At 33.2% G+C, this 16,512-nt stretch carries 18 protein-coding genes; 11 read left to right on the forward strand and 7 right to left on the reverse strand.

Features of this window, described 5'->3' with window-relative positions:
• The 8 genes from WJN01_RS09255 (at position 1) to WJN01_RS09290 (ending at position 7,710) form a co-directional block, all read left to right on the forward strand.
• Complete coding sequence (locus WJN01_RS09255; RefSeq protein WP_445196872.1) at positions 1–903, forward strand: GNAT family N-acetyltransferase; 903 nt, start codon at positions 1–3, stop codon at positions 901–903.
• Positions 904–963: 60 nt separating this feature from the next.
• Positions 964–1,872 (forward strand): GNAT family N-acetyltransferase, encoded by a 909-nt coding sequence (locus tag WJN01_RS09260; RefSeq protein ID WP_445196873.1) that lies wholly within the window; start codon positions 964–966, stop codon positions 1,870–1,872.
• Between the two features lie 20 nt (positions 1,873–1,892).
• A complete protein-coding gene (locus WJN01_RS09265) occupies positions 1,893–3,059 on the forward strand; it encodes a GNAT family N-acetyltransferase (protein WP_445196874.1) in 1,167 nt (388 codons plus the stop codon).
• Positions 3,060–3,074: 15 nt separating this feature from the next.
• Positions 3,075–4,238 (forward strand): GNAT family N-acetyltransferase, encoded by a 1,164-nt coding sequence (locus WJN01_RS09270; protein ID WP_445196875.1) that lies wholly within the window; start codon positions 3,075–3,077, stop codon positions 4,236–4,238.
• A 90-nt stretch (positions 4,239–4,328) separates the two neighbouring features.
• Positions 4,329–5,156, forward strand: a complete 828-nt coding sequence (locus WJN01_RS09275) for a cupin-like domain-containing protein (RefSeq protein ID WP_445196876.1) — start codon at positions 4,329–4,331, stop codon at positions 5,154–5,156.
• A gap of 15 nt (positions 5,157–5,171) precedes the next feature.
• Positions 5,172–5,675: a hypothetical protein gene (locus WJN01_RS09280; protein ID WP_445196877.1), complete on the forward strand. Its 504-nt coding sequence runs from the start codon at positions 5,172–5,174 to the stop codon at positions 5,673–5,675.
• 15 nt (positions 5,676–5,690) lie between these two features.
• Positions 5,691–6,752, forward strand: coding sequence for an HTTM domain-containing protein (locus WJN01_RS09285; protein ID WP_445196878.1), 1,062 nt, complete (start codon positions 5,691–5,693; stop codon positions 6,750–6,752).
• A 1-nt stretch (position 6,753) separates the two neighbouring features.
• Positions 6,754–7,710 (forward strand): hypothetical protein, encoded by a 957-nt coding sequence (locus tag WJN01_RS09290; RefSeq protein ID WP_445196879.1) that lies wholly within the window; start codon positions 6,754–6,756, stop codon positions 7,708–7,710.
• Positions 7,711–7,764: 54 nt separating this feature from the next.
• On the opposite strand, the gene WJN01_RS09295 is transcribed toward WJN01_RS09290, so the two are convergent.
• From WJN01_RS09295 to WJN01_RS09310, 4 genes are all read right to left on the reverse strand, one after another.
• Positions 7,765–8,721, reverse strand: a complete 957-nt coding sequence (locus tag WJN01_RS09295) for a hypothetical protein (protein WP_445196880.1) — start codon at positions 8,719–8,721, stop codon at positions 7,765–7,767.
• Between the two features lie 4 nt (positions 8,722–8,725).
• Positions 8,726–10,015, reverse strand: coding sequence for an MBOAT family O-acyltransferase (locus WJN01_RS09300; protein WP_445196881.1), 1,290 nt, complete (start codon positions 10,013–10,015; stop codon positions 8,726–8,728).
• A gap of 342 nt (positions 10,016–10,357) precedes the next feature.
• Complete coding sequence (locus tag WJN01_RS09305; protein WP_370476223.1) at positions 10,358–10,837, reverse strand: Lrp/AsnC family transcriptional regulator; 480 nt, start codon at positions 10,835–10,837, stop codon at positions 10,358–10,360.
• A gap of 70 nt (positions 10,838–10,907) precedes the next feature.
• The gene (locus WJN01_RS09310; protein ID WP_445196882.1) at positions 10,908–12,053 is read right to left on the reverse strand and encodes a M14 family zinc carboxypeptidase; all 1,146 of its coding nucleotides are present in this window, start codon (positions 12,051–12,053) and stop codon (positions 10,908–10,910) included.
• Between the two features lie 293 nt (positions 12,054–12,346).
• Here WJN01_RS09310 and WJN01_RS09315 point away from each other — a divergent pair, with 293 nt between their 5' ends.
• Both WJN01_RS09315 and WJN01_RS09320 read left to right on the forward strand, forming a co-directional pair.
• Positions 12,347–12,724 carry a helix-turn-helix domain-containing protein gene (locus WJN01_RS09315; RefSeq protein WP_445196883.1) on the forward strand — a complete coding sequence of 126 codons (378 nt, stop codon included), beginning with the start codon at positions 12,347–12,349 and terminating at the stop codon, positions 12,722–12,724.
• Between the two features lie 35 nt (positions 12,725–12,759).
• The gene (locus WJN01_RS09320) at positions 12,760–13,128 is read left to right on the forward strand and encodes a DNA topoisomerase IV (RefSeq protein ID WP_445196884.1); all 369 of its coding nucleotides are present in this window, start codon (positions 12,760–12,762) and stop codon (positions 13,126–13,128) included.
• A 3-nt stretch (positions 13,129–13,131) separates the two neighbouring features.
• Here the strand turns inward: WJN01_RS09320 and WJN01_RS09325 are convergent, their stop codons facing one another.
• Positions 13,132–13,632: a hydrolase gene (locus WJN01_RS09325; RefSeq protein WP_445196885.1), complete on the reverse strand. Its 501-nt coding sequence runs from the start codon at positions 13,630–13,632 to the stop codon at positions 13,132–13,134.
• A 10-nt stretch (positions 13,633–13,642) separates the two neighbouring features.
• A complete protein-coding gene (locus WJN01_RS09330) occupies positions 13,643–14,404 on the reverse strand; it encodes an MBL fold metallo-hydrolase (RefSeq protein WP_445196886.1) in 762 nt (253 codons plus the stop codon).
• Positions 14,405–14,498: 94 nt separating this feature from the next.
• Between WJN01_RS09330 and WJN01_RS09335 the strand changes: the two genes are divergently transcribed.
• Positions 14,499–15,968, forward strand: a complete 1,470-nt coding sequence (locus tag WJN01_RS09335; RefSeq protein ID WP_370476233.1) for a TonB-dependent receptor — start codon at positions 14,499–14,501, stop codon at positions 15,966–15,968.
• A 66-nt stretch (positions 15,969–16,034) separates the two neighbouring features.
• On the opposite strand, the gene bcp is transcribed toward WJN01_RS09335, so the two are convergent.
• On the reverse strand, positions 16,035–16,490 hold the full coding sequence (bcp, locus tag WJN01_RS09340) for a thioredoxin-dependent thiol peroxidase (protein WP_445196887.1): 456 nt from the start codon (positions 16,488–16,490) through the stop codon (positions 16,035–16,037).
• Positions 16,491–16,512: the final 22 nt, after the last annotated feature.

Raw genomic sequence — 16,512 nt, forward strand, 5'->3', positions numbered from 1 at the left:
ATGCTAAAAAGAAATCAATTCATCTGGAACTTTTACAAAGAAAGCAAGGGCATCATTCCCAATTGCCTTAAAAATGTGCGCTATAATGATGTTGTTATAGACAACCCCTATTACGAAGATGCTGCAGACAAGCTGCCCAAAGTATTCTATTTAAGCCTCTTCCCTACTTTTCTTGAACCAGAATTTATTGATGAGAAAAACTACAACTTAAAAAAAATAAATCATTATGGCTTTTCAGGATCAGCTATGAAAGTATCTGGTTCAGATTCGGTTGAAGCTTATTTGAAAACCTATACAAAAAGGCAATTAAGAGTCAATTTAAGGCGTAGTATGGAAAGGCTTGAAAAAGCATATTCTGTAAAATATGAATATAACTATGGTGACATTTCGGATGAAAAATGCAACATGTTAACCAATGCGCTGCACGTTATGATTTCACAACGTTTTCGAAGTCGAATAAAGGAGCATGTTTTCATGATGGAATGGGAACAAAATATTAAAAATCTGGCGGCATCAATACGAGAAAAAAAATCGTCTATGTTCGTTGTTTATGCCAACGAAAAACCAATTGGCATCGGAGTAAATAGGCATATACATAACACTATTCTATTTAGTGAAACACATTCTTTTGACGAAAATTTTATCGAGTTTGGCCTGGGGCATATTGACAATTACTTGCTTTTAAATTGGGCCATAAGAAACAACTATCCCTTTGTGGACCTTGGTGCTGGGCTAACCAGCTTTAAACGAAGTTGGTGCAATTCAACTTACGAAATGGAATACCTTATACATTATAAAAAAGAATCCGTTTTGGCGTATTTAATTGCTCAATATGAAATAGGACAAATACATATAAAAAACACCTTAAAGTCACTTAAGGACAAATTAAAAAAACAGAAGTGACATTTTATTTTTTGAATGGGGCAAGACTATTGAAACTAACACTCAAAAAACCAAATTGAAATGATTCTCAAAAGACATCAATTTATCTGGGACTTTTACAAATGCAGCAAGGGCATCATCCCTAGTTGCCTAAGTCAAGTTTTATATGGTGGAATAACATTTGAAAATCCGAATACCATTAAAAAAAATGAGTTGCCAAAAGTATGTTATATCAGTATTTTTCCAAGTTTCCTTACCCCAAAATTAATTGATGAAGACCAGTATAAACTCACAAGAGTAAAACACTATGGCATGTCTTGCAGCGCTATGGTTGTTTCAAATAGTAATTCTGTTGAAGAATATTTAACAACTTATACCCAAAAATCACTTCGTGTTAAATTAAAGCGGGCTATAAAAAAACTAGAAAGCGCATATACCGTTAAATACGAGTATAATCATGGAGCCATTAGCGACGAAAAATGCAAAAGCTTATTGAACGACTTAAATCAAATGATCAATCTGCGCTTTAGCGGTAGAATAAACGAACATATTTTTTTGATGGAATGGGACAAAAACACACAAGATTTGGCAGTATCCATCAGAGAAAAAAAATCATCTTTATTTGTAGTTTATGCTGATGACAAGCCTATAAGTATTAGCGTTAAAAGGCACATCAATAAAACTATTTTATTTAGCGAAACCCATTCGTTTGATGTAAACTTTAAAAAATATGGCTTAGGTGATATTGACAAGTACATGACGGTGGATTGGGCCATAAAAAATAAATATCCAATAATTGATTTGGGCATTGGTGTAACGCCTTTTAAAAGAAAATGGTGCAACTTCTTTTATGATAAGGAATATTTGGTTTTTTACCGAAAAAAATCTGTAATGGCCTATGTAGTTGCTAAATTTGAAATTGGTAAAATCCATTTAAAAAATGCAATTAAGTCAACACGTGATTGGTTGTTCAAGAACAAAAAAGGCTAGCGCATTTTAAATAACCCTTTATGGCCATTTTGAAAAAACAAGATTTTTATAACACATTCCACGATAAAGGATTAATCCCCAATTGCTACGAATCCATTCATTTTAAAAACGGTGTTGCCTTTTACGAAAAAAAAGAGAGTGGGCGAGAAAAAAATAGCGGTTTTAATTGCTATGCCATTAGCTTATTTCCTCAATACTTTACGTTTAAACTTCCGAAAGGAAAACATAGGATTAAAAAAATAACACAAAAAAACCTTGATGGATTTGCCATTGATTTAAATGGGTACAGTACTGCAGATCACTATTTAAAGGAAAATTTAAAATCACAAACCAGGTCTCCTATTTTAAGGCGCATTAAACGTTTAGAACTGTGTTTTGATATGGAACACAAACTGTTTTTTGGGAACATTTCTGAAATTGACTACCGAAACATTATGGCCCTTTTAAAGCAAATGCTGGAAACACGCTTTGCCCAAAAAAATGATACCACAGAAATTTTAGGAAAATGGGACAAATACTTAAATGAAACCCATAATAAAATTTTGAAGAAAGAGGCATCCCTTTTTGTAACATACGCCTCTAACCAAATTATTGCGATATCCCTCAATTACCATGTCAACAAAGTTTTTATTGGCCATATTTTTTGTTACGATATCAGTTATTCTAAGTTTAGCCTAGGCAACATGATGGTTTACAAATCTCTGGAATGGTGTTGTGAAAACAATTATTTAATTATGGATATGGGCAATGGCGATTTAGAATACAAACAAGTTTGGTGCAATTGTATTTATAATTATGATTACCATTTTATTTACAACCCAAAATCGGTTACAGGTGTGATGGCTGCAGCTTATAGTATAGGGTTTATAAAAATAAAGAACTATCTGAAGACATTGAAGATTGATGAACTTTACCGAAAAATAAAAACTCGAAATAGCAAAACGGAGAATACCGTTAAGCTGTTTCAAAGCTATCAAATTGAAGAATTGAATAGAGACCATTTTCAAAGGGATGAATCAACCCCAATAGAATTCACTAAAATTGAATTCAATCACCTTAAAAAACCAATAAACGATTTTTTATACTTAAGCAAAGAACATTTCAATGATTTAAACGTATATCAAAAAGGCAGCAAAACCTTTCTAATAATGGGTAAACAAAGTGGTCAAAAAATTATAATGGATTAAGCGGAACGGATAAACATGATAGCAAACCAAGATTTTTATAATACACTTACAGAACATATTACGGTACTGCCCTATTACAAGCAGTTGAAGCTTGTATGCAACGATAAGGTTTTCTTCCATAAACATCAAAATCTGAATTCTTCATTAGAACAACCGGTTTTAATCAAGCTTTTCCCATTATATCTGGTTCCTGAGTTTATAGAAAATAGTGACTGGAATGTAAAGAAAGTTCCGCAAAGCAAAATAATTGGTTATGCCATCGACCTAAAAAAGGAAAAAACAATTGATGAATTTTTAAATAAAGAATATAGCAAAAGCTTTCGTGCCAACATACGGCGTTTCAAAAACAGGTTCGAAGATTGTTTTGATGTTAGCTACAAAATGTTTTTTGGAAGTATTGGTAAAGAAGATTATGCCTTTTATATGGATGGGCTGCATAAAATGCTCACCACTAGGTTCAACCAACGAAACGAAAGTAATGCCATACTTGAAAATTGGGCATTTTATTTAGAAGAAACCTTTAAATTAATCAACCAAGGCAATGCATCCATTTTTGTGATGTACGACAACACTATCCCGGTTCAAATATCCATAAACCATCATTTTAACAACATTTTATTTGTCTCTATTCCCTCATTCGATATTGATTATTCAAAGTTTGCCTTGGGCAACATTTCAATATATAAACTTTTGGAATGGGCCATAGAAAACGATTACGATATACTGGATATGGCTTATGGCACTTTGGAATACAAAAGGCGCTGGAGCAATTTAATTTATGATTTTGAACACCACATCATCTATAACAAAACCAAATTGACCCACCGAATTTCAGGTTTTATAGCTGAAAAAAAACTGGAAGTCAAAAACGTTTTAAAACATCATAATGTTGATGATTTTGTAAAAAGATTGAAAGCTTTGAAAAACAGAAAAAACAACCTTGCTGAAGATGCTAAGTATACTATTGTTGAAGATTCAAAATTAAAAATAGATTCTCTTTCAGAAGTTGACATTTACTCTCCTTCAAATAATGTGATTAAAAAAATTGTGTTCGAGTTTTTATATGCGAACAAAGCACACATCAACCAAGTAATCACTTTTAAAACCGCTTTGGAAAACGAGTATGTCATAAGTTTTAATGGTATAAATCACCAGGTAATAGTCACTCAAAATCCTTAAAACTAATTATCTGACAATTTATCGATTATAATAAATATTCATTGAAAATAAACAGATATTTACATGTAATTAACTTAACCAGCAATAGTTATGAATATTTTAAACGAAGTTATAGAACTAAGCACCCCCGTTGAAGAAGTTACCAATTTAGACTCCAAAACATTCAAGGATAAATACTTTAACAAAAAGACCGTACTTATTAAAGGCATGGCCAAAGATTGGGGGGCTACCAAAAATTGGAACTTAGATTTTTTCCTAAACTTAAAAAATGAGGCAGAAGTAGATTTACTTTCTGGCAATTTCATTCAAAATGATAATCGTTATAAAAAATCCTCTTTTAAATCATTCATTCAAAGGTTGAAAGATGCCAAAGAAAACAACAAAACCATAACGGATTACCTAACCACTTTAGATATTTTCAATTATTTCCCAGATCTTAAAAAAGATATCGACTTTTCATTTTTTGAAAACCATGTGGACATCAATGACGTTACGGCTTGGATTGGCCCAAAAGGCACCATCTCAGGTTTCCATAACGATACAGGCAAAAACATGTATGCACAAATAATGGGCAAAAAAATGTTCCTTATTGTTCCGCCCAAGTACAATAACAAAATGTACCCAAGTGAAAAATATATTAATGGTGGAGCGGCAAGCTTGGTAGATATTAACAATTTTGACGCTGAAAAATTTCCAAAGTTCAAAGAAGCCCAATTTATAAAAGTAATTTTAGAACCGGGCGATGTATTGCATGTACCGTCCAAATGGTGGCATTATGTGCAGTCGTTGGATACTTCAATAAGTGTTAGCGATTTTGGTTTTTCAAAATTTGAAATGTTCAAAATAAAAGCGGTTGATTATTTGCACAGAAGGGGTTACTACAAATCCAAAAACTGCTTTTGCTGTGAAAACAAATAGTAATTCACTTTGACAATGCTCCTAAAAAGATTAAAAAAAGTATATAAACCTGTTGTTGTTAGCTTGATTTTATTGCCCAATTTATTTGTAATGGTTTTTGGTATTGAAAGCTTTCCTTATACCTGTGCGCCTATGTTTGGCCACTATATTGATGAGGAAACGAACTTGTACCTCTTCAAGTTTGAAGGCATCAATGACAACACCGTAACAGATTTGACTGAATACTATGGCAAGCCAGAGGAATTTTTTATAAGACATTTTTTTAGTAAAGTCTATGGCTCAACGGAGAGCATCTCCCCGTTTACCAACAAGCTTTCTGAAAGTCCGAAGGCTTTTCAAAAAAGAATGGACGAATTTTTTAATAATTATTCTTCTTTTCTTTTAAAGGAATACAAGCTTTCATTTGAAAGAATTGAACTCAAGGTTGAAACAACCCATCAGGATAGAATTAATCATTTTCCAGCAAAAACCATTGGGTATTTTGATAGCCATAGTAAAAGCTATCATTCTGTTCATTAACCAATAAAAAAATTAATGCAATCTCTCATAATCAAAACATTAATAATCATTCAACAATTGGTTAAAAGCCCACTAACGCTGCTTAGATTAACGCTTCCTGTTTTTTTTACAAAAAAGCTTCTAGCCGCTTTTTCTTATGACTTTTACTCTAGTTTTGATCCTTCTTATTCGCTTGCAAAAACATGGTTTTTAAATATTTTACCCGATTTCTTTTATACCCTTAGCCCAACTGAATTTATAATGGTTAAATATGCCATACTCATTTCTGGCATTTGTGCTGTTATAGGGGTTTTAGGGCGATTGAATTTGTTGTTTCTAGCCTTTATGGGCTACTTTATATTTGGGCTTGGAGAGGGCTATGGACTTTTTGACCATCACATGTCCTTGCCCAGCCAAGTCATGTTTGCCTTGGCTTTGGTACCTGGAACCATGAAAATATCTATTGATGATTGGATTGTTAATCGATTCGTAAGAAATGAAACAAAAGCCAAATCTCCAAAATGGGGAACGCAATTGGTTTTGCTACTTGTGGTTTTAACTTATTTTACGGCCGGTGTATCAAAATTAAGGTATGGCCATGGTGCCAAATGGCTTGATGGTTCCACTTTGAGCTTTTACCTGAAAGAACGTACAGATAAATATGAAAACGGAACAAAGCAAATCGTATTTTCAGACAACCAAACCAATTCTGAAGCATTGTGGAAAGACGAATTTGGTTTTGTGGCACACACTTATGGCAATTACCAAACCTTAAAAAAATGGAACCATATTGCCGATTATGTTGCCAATAGCAAATTTTTGGTTATCTTATTGTCTGTTGGTTCATTGCTGTTTGAATTATTGGCCTTTGTAGTATTTGTTAACAGTAAATACCGAAATATTTATTTAGTGTCTGCCATAGTATTTCATATGTCCATTGGGCAATTAATGGGCATATCCTTTAGGCAATACAGACTTATCTGCTTTTGCTTGATAGATTGGCATGCTATTTTTAAATACGCCATTAATTTCGCTAGCAAGTTTACTTTTGTACAACAGTTAAAACTCAACCCTATATTTTTAAAAATTAGGAATTAATATGATACGATTAATTGGAAAAATAATTCTATATACCATTTTAATACTCATTTGCTTGGAAGGCATGGTAAGGGTTCTTCATCTATACCAACAATATCCGCCTTACGAAATCAATGACTTGAATGTTGAGGTAAATTCTCCCAACCAAGAAGGCTATTATGTGACAGGTAACAGAAGAATGAATTTTGCACAATACCATATTAACAGTACCGGTTTTAACTCGTACAGGGAATTCATCCCTACAGAAAATGATGTTGAAATAGCACTCATAGGAGATTCTTTCATTGAAGGATTCCATCAAAATTTTTACGAATCCACAGGCAAAAAAGTTGAAGAGCTTTTAAATAATGATGTTAAAGTATTTGAATATGGCTATTCAGGCTGGGATCTTGCTGACCAATTTCATTTGATTGAAGCTTATAAAGACCAATTTAAAAATATAGATTTTACCTTGATTTACATGAAGTTTTATACTGACCTAGAGCGTGGTGAGTACGAGCCAAATTTTTACCGTGTAAATTTGCAAAACAGACTAACCTATAAAATAAAAGATAACATCAAGCTTCTTACATATGCGCAAAACATTGGGATTTTCAATCCGTTTTCAAAGCTAAAAAATAGGCTTTTGGGGCACAATGAAATCGAAAAAGAGTATATTGACAATTATGCCTCAGAAGAAGATACAAAGAAATACTTAGAGAATTTTAACAAACTGGCTGCTACATTCCCTATTGATAAAAGTAAAACAGTATTTTTGTTGGATTCTAAAAAAACAAGTCCTTTGTTTTTAAAATATTGTGATTCTATTGGCTACAAATACTTGGACTTTGGCCCGGCTATGGATGCTTCCAAAAAACCCACTACCCTAATTTACGACCAACACTGGAACAATCACGGGCGAAATATATTGGCCTCAGTAATTGCCAATTATATTAAAAAACAAAAAGTAATAAATTAACTGCTCCAGATAACTCAAAAATTCTTTATAGAAATAAAAAAGATGATTTTTTAGTTAAAGACGATTATCTATTTTTTTGACGTAATCGGAAATAACCTTGGCTATAATTCTTCTCCCTCGGTTATTCCAATGCCTATCATAGATCAAGATGGTTGGCTTTGTTTCTTTTTCAAAAGCAGGTCCGAAGTCCAGGTATTTATATCCCATTTTATCACAGTAGTCAATAAATAATGGGCTAGTTTTTCTTTTATCCAACAAAAAGGTGTTCTTCTCTTTGTTAAAACCGTAACGATTAACAACGGCTTTAAAATTATCAATATACTCCATAGCCAAAGCATTTTCATCAACTTTTTCTTTTTCAACTTTTTGATGGCCTTTGGGTTTGTTTCTATAAATCATGTTCTTAACAACATCAAAAAGCCCTATGGCATTGGAATATTTTAGAAGTTTAATATATCTTTTAATTTGAAATTTGAAGGTATACTTCAAATTCACCAAATCATGATCTGGCTTAATTTCACGTCGTTTAAAATCGTTTTCAAACTTCATGTAAATGAACACGTGATCGATCAGGTCGAAAGTCTCTTTATACGAATTCAAAATATACAACTGGTCCGCCATATCATAACCGCCCCGTCCGTACTCGTAAACTTCAACCTCGTTGTCTAGATTGTTCTCAATCTTTTTTCCGGTAGAATCATAATAGTGCTGGTTAAAACCTTCTATGAAAGAATCTCCTATGAGTGCTATTTCTATTTTATCCTTTGTTGGCACAAACTCACGATATGAATTGTAACCAGATTTATTTATATGAAATTCGCAAAAGTTCATCCGTCTATTTCCAGTGACCGAAAAACCCGCTTGCCCAGGCACAGTTTTCTGGATACCATATTCGTCAATATACAAATCCAAAGGCACATCATTATATAAATGCAGAACACGAACAAGTCCTTCCAATGCTATAAGCACCAAAACAATATAAAAGATGGTTTTGAATATAAACTTCTTCATTTTTTTAGAATTGGAAATATATGAAGGATCTGTCTACCCCATCATCGTAGAACATCATCATGAGTAAAATAACGATTGTATAAGCAGCAAATCTTACATATTTTGATTTAAAATTAAACGGGGAACGCTCATCCTTGCGCATTCTATACTCATATAAAACAAATGCTGCAACAAGCAGATAATAATCAATCATGCGATACCCTTGTGGGTGCATGTATTCAGTATATGAAAAATCAGAAAAAATTCTCTTGATAAATTCGAACGCTCCAGTAATGGATTCAGATCTAAAGAATATTCTTGAGAAGGTAACGATTCCGAAAGTCAATATTAACTGGCCAATTTCAACAAATGAAGGAAAAATAGAATTCTCGCCAACTACACTGTTTTTGTATATGGTATTTCTTCCCATTAAAAATACAGGAATAAAAGCTACAGCATGAAATGCACCCCAAAAAATGAACGTCCAGTTAGCACCGTGCCAAAAACCACTGACCAAGAAAATAACAATGATGTTTCTAACAGATTTCAATTTACTAACCCTAGAACCTCCCATTGGAATATAAAGGTAATGCCTAAACCAAGTAGATAAAGACACGTGCCATCTTTGCCAATATTCCGCAACATTTCTTGAGAAATTTGGAAACCTGAAATTGGACATTAACTCGATACCAAAAAGTTTGGCCGTACCTATGGCAATGTCAGAATAGCCACTAAAATCCCCATATACCTGAAAACTGAACAAGGTTACTCCTAAAATCAATGTTGATGCCGGATAAGTTGCATGATTTGCAAAAACGTCATCAACAATAGGAGCCAAAGAATCCGCTATAACCACTTTTTTAAATAGGCCCCATAAAATCAATTTTAAACCACTTGCGGCTTGATCATAACTAAACGTTCGTTTATTTAGAATTTGCGATAATAAATTCGATGCTCGTTCAATTGGCCCTGCCACCAATTGTGGAAAGAAACTAACAAAAGCTGCAAAAGAGAGAAAGTTTTTTGTTGGCTTGAGTTTGTTATAATAGATATCAAAAGAGTAAGACATGGTTTGGAACGTATAAAATGAAATACCTACAGGCAATATAACCTGTAATGTCCAAGTACTTTTAATCTGATACCCTAACACAGAACACATATCTACCCAAGAATCAACAAAAAAGTTGAAATATTTAAAAAATCCCAAAAGGCCCACATTGAAAATCACACTAACCCAAAGCCATCTTTTCCGTATTTTTTTATCTGTGTTGTTATCTATGGCAATACCAACAAAATAATCCACTACTGTACTCAATAGTATCAACGATAAAAACCTCCAATCCCACCAGCCATAAAAAATATAACTGGCAATAAGTATCAGAATATTTTGAGCCTTTAAGCTCTTTTTTAATATAAACCAGTAAAGGAAGAAGACAAGAGCGAGAAAAATAAAAAACTCTAAAGAATTGAAAACCATAGGTTAAAACTAATTTGGTAGGTTAATATTTGTATATACAAACATCTGACAATTAAGAACACTTTTCAAAAAAAATCTTTGAAATGCAATTTTTACACCTCAATCATACCAAATAGATAGGAAATAAAAAAAAAGTCCCTGTAAAAAGGACTTTTCTTAAATATATAAACCTACAATTAGTTACATGTCGTTAAAAATAGAATGCATCAATCTTTTCTTATCATTGATGCTTTCTTCCAAAGAAATCATCGTTTCAGTTCTGTAAACGCCTTCAATATCATCCAATAAGAAAATCACCTCTTTGGCATGCTCTGTACTTCTCGCACGTATTTTACAGAAAATATTAAACTTACCAGTTGTTATATGGGCTACCGTTACATAGGCTATTTCATTTATCCGCTCTAAAACAAATTTGGTTTGTGAGGTATTATTTAAGTAAACACCAACATAGGCTATAAATGAATAACCCAATTTTTTGTAATCCAGCATCAAGGAAGAGCCTTTAATAATCCCCGATTCTTCCATTTTTTTAACGCGAACGTGGACGGTACCAGCTGAGATTAATAATTTTTTTGCAATGTCAGTAAACGGAATCCTTGTGTTATCAATTAACATATCAAGAATTTGATGATCGATTTCGTCTAATTTTATTCTCCCCATAATTAACTTTTCTTAAATAAAAAGCAAAATTAATACATTTTTGCTAATAATAACACATAATTCATGTACTTTATTTCGAAATTAATGAGATTTTTTCATTATTCAATATCACGAAAACGTTTTCGTAATCAATTTCAACGACTTGGTTACCACATCCCAATAACTCATTTCCTTGAGCATCAATCTCTTTATGTCCGTAATAACCTTCCAAGTTCTCAATTTTCAACACCTTAGGAACAAACTTTATTTTTTCATTAATTAATCGTTCCTGAAATTGAATGCCAACATCAATAATTTTTTCATCCACTAAAGCATTTCTCACAATAACATCGAAAAACCATTTTTCATTTTCTGGGATGTTAAAATAAGGTTCATAAAAATTGCCAGTTACCTCATTCTTTGCAATATAATCAAGAGATATTATGTATGACAAGTAAATGAGCTCACGTGTTTTTTCCCTGCCGTAGTCATCAGGAAAATGGCCTGCCTCAAAGAGTATTGTGGGCACGTGCTCACTTTGAAAGGTGTCGCCAACACAATTTATATTAAATGCGTCATCATAAACGCCAACATGGTTGGGAATTACTTTCTGTAAAGCTTTATCCATAACAGCGATTATTTCCATGGCCACTTTTCTATTGGGTGTGACGCTGCAGGCTTCATCTTGCGCTGGGGAGAGAAATGAAACAATCGCGGACTTATTTTTATTACCCGCACTGAAAATAGTACGTTGACCATGTAAGTTGAAGCAATAATGCGGTTTAAAACTATTAAACACAGACCTCAATATCTTACTTTCAGGTTGTGTTAAATTTTGTGCATCTCGGTTCAAATCCACCTTGTTGGCATTTACCCGAGTATAAGCGGCCGCACCATCAGGATTTAAAATAGGAATGATGTATAACGTGCATTTTTTTAATATATCACTTAAACCAGATGAATCGTCCAATAACGTATTTAACAAATCAAACAAAGCCTTGGTTGTTGTAGATTCATTACCGTGCATTTGGGACCACATCAAAACCCTTTTCTTGCCTTCACCTAATTCTAAACCGTAAATAGGTTTGCCCAAAACTGATTCGCCAATCGTTTCCAAAACAACCTTCTGACCCAATTTTTCCAACAAGGGTTCTATATGTTTAATGGTTATGTAACGATGCTGCAAACTGTTTTCTTTGTGTTTTGAAAACAAGCCTTTTATATAATCAATTTCCATGTGGTTTCGTTTAGGTGACAAATGTAAACATTTAGTAATTTACAATTGTAAACGTTAGGTTTTTAACTTTTGTTTACAATTGTACCGTGTTTTTTGGCTATTGATGTGAATTTATAGAGACAAAATTTAACATATATCATAAAATTAAATTAACATACTTAAATTCAATGTTTTAAAATACTTTAAATAAACTTTTAGTTTCAAATAAAACCAAATATTAAACTATTTATTTTATTCAATTTAAGTTGTTTTGTTACATTTGTAAAACAAAGCGCTCCAAATATACATTTACAATGATAAACACTGAGGATTTCATTAAAAGGCTACAAAAAATAATGGACTATTATGGTGAGTCTGCTTCTTCATTTGCCGAAAAAATTGGTGTGCAACGTTCCAGTATTTCACACATATTGTCTGGAAGAAATAAACCGAGTTTAGATTTTATTTTAAAAGTTCTTTCCTCCTTTCCTGAAATTGATTTGTATTGGTTGTTTAACGGAAAAGGAAATTTTCCTTCTGAAGAAAAAAATATAATTGTAGAAGAAGCAAAAAAGCCTGTCGAGGAAAAAACAATACGTAATCAATTAGAAATTGAAAATCAAACAGACAAAACCATCGAACGTATTGTTATTTTTTATTCGGACGGAAGTTTTAAAAATTTTCAGAATTAACTGCCCCATTTTGTATTTTTGTTGAAAATGAAATTATGCGCTTTCTATACTTAGCCCTATTCCTGTTACTATTTAATTGCTACGAATCTCAAAGAAATTGCAAAGACTTTAAAACTGGAACATTCTACAGCGAAGTTATTATTGACGACATTCTATACAAATCGGAATTCGAAAGAAGCGAAAGTCTTCAGGTTGAAATCTATAATGGCAAAATAGACTCCTCTCAATTAAGATGGATAAACGATTGCGAAGTTATTTTCAAAACAATCAACCCAAAAAATATGGCTGAGGAAAAAGATATTCATCTTAAAATATTAACTACAACAGATTCCTCATACACTTTTGAATATTCTTATGTAGGCGAAACCAAAAAGCAAAAAGGTACAGCCTATAAAGTTGAATAGCGATTAATCGAAAGGATAAAGAAAGGACTCAACCAAATTGAATTTCAACTCCCTGTTTTCAGTTATTTGGTACGTTAAAAAGATTTCGCCCCAATATTGTCCATCTGAAAAATCGGCAATAATCCATTTGTGATTTAACATCTTTACCGTATTGATCATCATTTTTCTGCCCTCACTCGCAGCATACGGTACAATTGGATGTTCGCCTTTAACCTCGTTTAATTTGTAAAGCTCATCTTTAATGAACGGTATGAGTTCATCAACATTATAACCATCTCTTTCAAAATAACTTATGGCATCTTCGTTTCTATACAGATTAAAATGTGAAAGCTCCAAGATATCATTTTCCAAAACAGCAATGGAATCTTTATATTTTTGGGACAGGGCTTTATATTTTTCCAGTTTGGAATTTACATCTTCAAAAACCCGCTTTGAATTCATATACTGAAACAACACAAGCAGTATAGAAAACACAAACAAATACATAAAAATTTTCTGTTTCATAATCTTTTATTTAAACGGTAATTTGCAATTCGTCATAGGCTAAAAACACATTATCCGGCAATAATTCCTGAACTTCATCATGAAAGCCCAGTAAATGGCTAATGTGCGTTAAATAAGCCTTCTCGGGGTTAACTCTTTCAATAAACTGTAGCGCTTCCTCTAAATTAAAATGGGACCTATGGGGCGTAATCCTCAACGCATTGACCACAAGAACCTTAACACCTTTTAGCTTTTCAACTTCTTTGTTTTTAACGGTTTTCATATCGGTTAAATAGGCAAAATCTTTAAAACGGAAACCAAAAACACTTAATTCTGCATGCTTGCCTTTTATAGGCACAACAGTCAGTCCATGTAACAAAAACGGTTTGTTTTTAATTCTATTCTCTATTACTGCTGGTGCCCCTGGATATTTGTTTTCCGTCACAAAAAAATAGCTGAAGCGTTTTTTAATCTCTTTTAAAACACGTTTATGGGCATATATTGGCACATCGCCTTGTCTAAAATAAAACGGCCTAATATCATCCAATCCTAAAACATGATCGGAATGTTCGTGCGTAAACAAAATGCCATCAATTCTTTTACAATTGGCTCGCAGCATTTGATACCTGAAATCTGGACCACAATCAACCACATAGGTATAATTGCCCCATTCCACCAAAATAGAAACCCTTAGGCGCTTATCCTTTGGATTTTTACTTAGGCAAACTGGATGATTGCTCCCAATAATAGGGATTCCTTGCGAAGTACCCGTTCCAAGAAAGGTAATTTTCAAAATATCGTAATTTTTAGCCAAAAATAAGGTTATTTTTCCGTTTCAGATAGTAATTTAATATCTTTACTCATATATTGAATTTAACCTGACAAGTATGGAGATTACTATAAAAGGAGATAAAGAATTTGATGATATTCCTTCATTAAAATCAAAGGCACTTCGCATTAACCTAAACGAAAACATTTACGGAACATTTGCCGAGATTGGTGCAGGGCAAGAAACGTGCAGACATTTTTTTAGAGCAGGTGGCGCTTCTGGGACCATTGCAAAGGCGATGTCGGCCTACGATAAAGATTTTAGTGATGCCATTTATGGTGTTGAGGACGACGGGCGCTATGTGACCCAACCCCGTTTAAAAAAAATGTTGGCTCACGAAATGAACCTAATCGAAAATAGGTTAACCCGTGAAAAAAACCCAAATAAAATATTTTTTACTTATGCCAATACGGTAGCAACCATTGATTTTGCAAAGCAGTTTAAAGGGCATGGATGGGTTGGCATTAGGTATCAAGTTGAAGCTGGGGCTGATTATAACGAGATTATTTTGCATTTGCGTTTTAAAGAAACCGATGCTAGATTGCAACAGGAAACACTGGGGATATTGGGCACCAATTTAATTTACGGGGCCTTTTATAAATACAACCAGCCAAAAAAACTACTACGCTATTTGTATGACCATTTGGATAAAGACCAACTGGAAATAGACACGATAAATTTTGATGGACCCGTTTTTAAAAACGTGGATAACCGATTAATGAGTTTGCAGCTGGTTAAAAATGGCATGACCGATGCGGTAATGTTTGGTCCGGATGGAACTAATGTTTTACCCGCAAAAGTTTTTTACAAGAAAAACATTTTGGCACTTCGTGGAAGTTTCCGGCCCGTAACCAAAGTAAATATGGCCATGTATGAGAAGTCATACAACATGTTTATTAAGGAAAATAAAGTTGACAAGGACAAAACGGTTGTGGTTTTTGAAATCACTTTGTCAAACTTAAGGGCCGAAGGCGAAATTGATGAACAGGATTTTATTGATAGAGCAGATTTATTATGTTCACTTGGGCATTCGGTAATGATTTCCAATTTCCAGGAATATTTTAAAGTGGTTGAATATTTTTCAAATTACACCAAAGCCAGAATGGGATTGGCCATGGGCGTTAGTAATTTAATTGAAATTTTTGATGAAAAATACTATCGCCACATAAGCGGTGGTATTTTGGAGGCCTTTGGAAAGCTTTTCTTTAAGGATTTAAAGGTTTATCTATACCCAATGCTTGATGAAAAAACTGGAGAATTGATTACCAGTGAAAACCTGAAAGTTTACCCGAGAATGAAAGAATTATACAAATTCTTTAAATACAACGGTAAGGTTGTTGATATTAAAGACTACGATGAAAAAATCATGAATATATTTTCACGTGAAATCTTGCGCATGATTTCCGAAGGTGAAACAGGTTGGGAAGATATGGTGCCCGATGGAACAGCAGAGCTCATAAAGGATTACAGATTATTCGGCTATACCAGAAAACCTTTAACCCTAAGCAGAAAGAGGAAAGTACGATAATTGGCAATAAACAAAAAAGAGACTTATTTCAGTCTCTTTTTTGTTTATTCATAAATTGATATTGATTTAATCAGTAAGAATTTGGTCTGCGTGCTCTTTAGCCTTTACATTATCAATAACCTTTGAAATAATGCCATTTTCGTCAATTACAAAAGTAATCCTGTGGATACCATCATAAGTTCTGCCCATAAATTTTTTCTCCCCCCAGACGCCAAAAGCCTCAATGACTTCCCTATCAACATCAGCTAGCAAAGGATAAGGAAAATTGAATTTCTTTTTAAAATTACTTTGCTTTTTTTGATTATCGGCACTTACACCCAAAATAGCATAACCAGCATCGGTTAAAGATTTATAATTATCGCTTAAATTACATGCTTCAACGGTGCACGTGGGGGTATTGGCCTTAGGATAAAAAAATACCACTAATTTTCTCCCTTTAAAATCTGATAATTTAACCGTGTTTCCTTGCTCATCAAAGGCTTCAAAATTCGGTGCCTTATCACCTTGTTTTAATGTGTTCATAGTCTTAACTTTGATTTTTAAC

It is taken from the genome of Tamlana sedimenti, from assembly GCF_038148895.1.
Lineage (GTDB): Bacteria > Bacteroidota > Bacteroidia > Flavobacteriales > Flavobacteriaceae > Tamlana.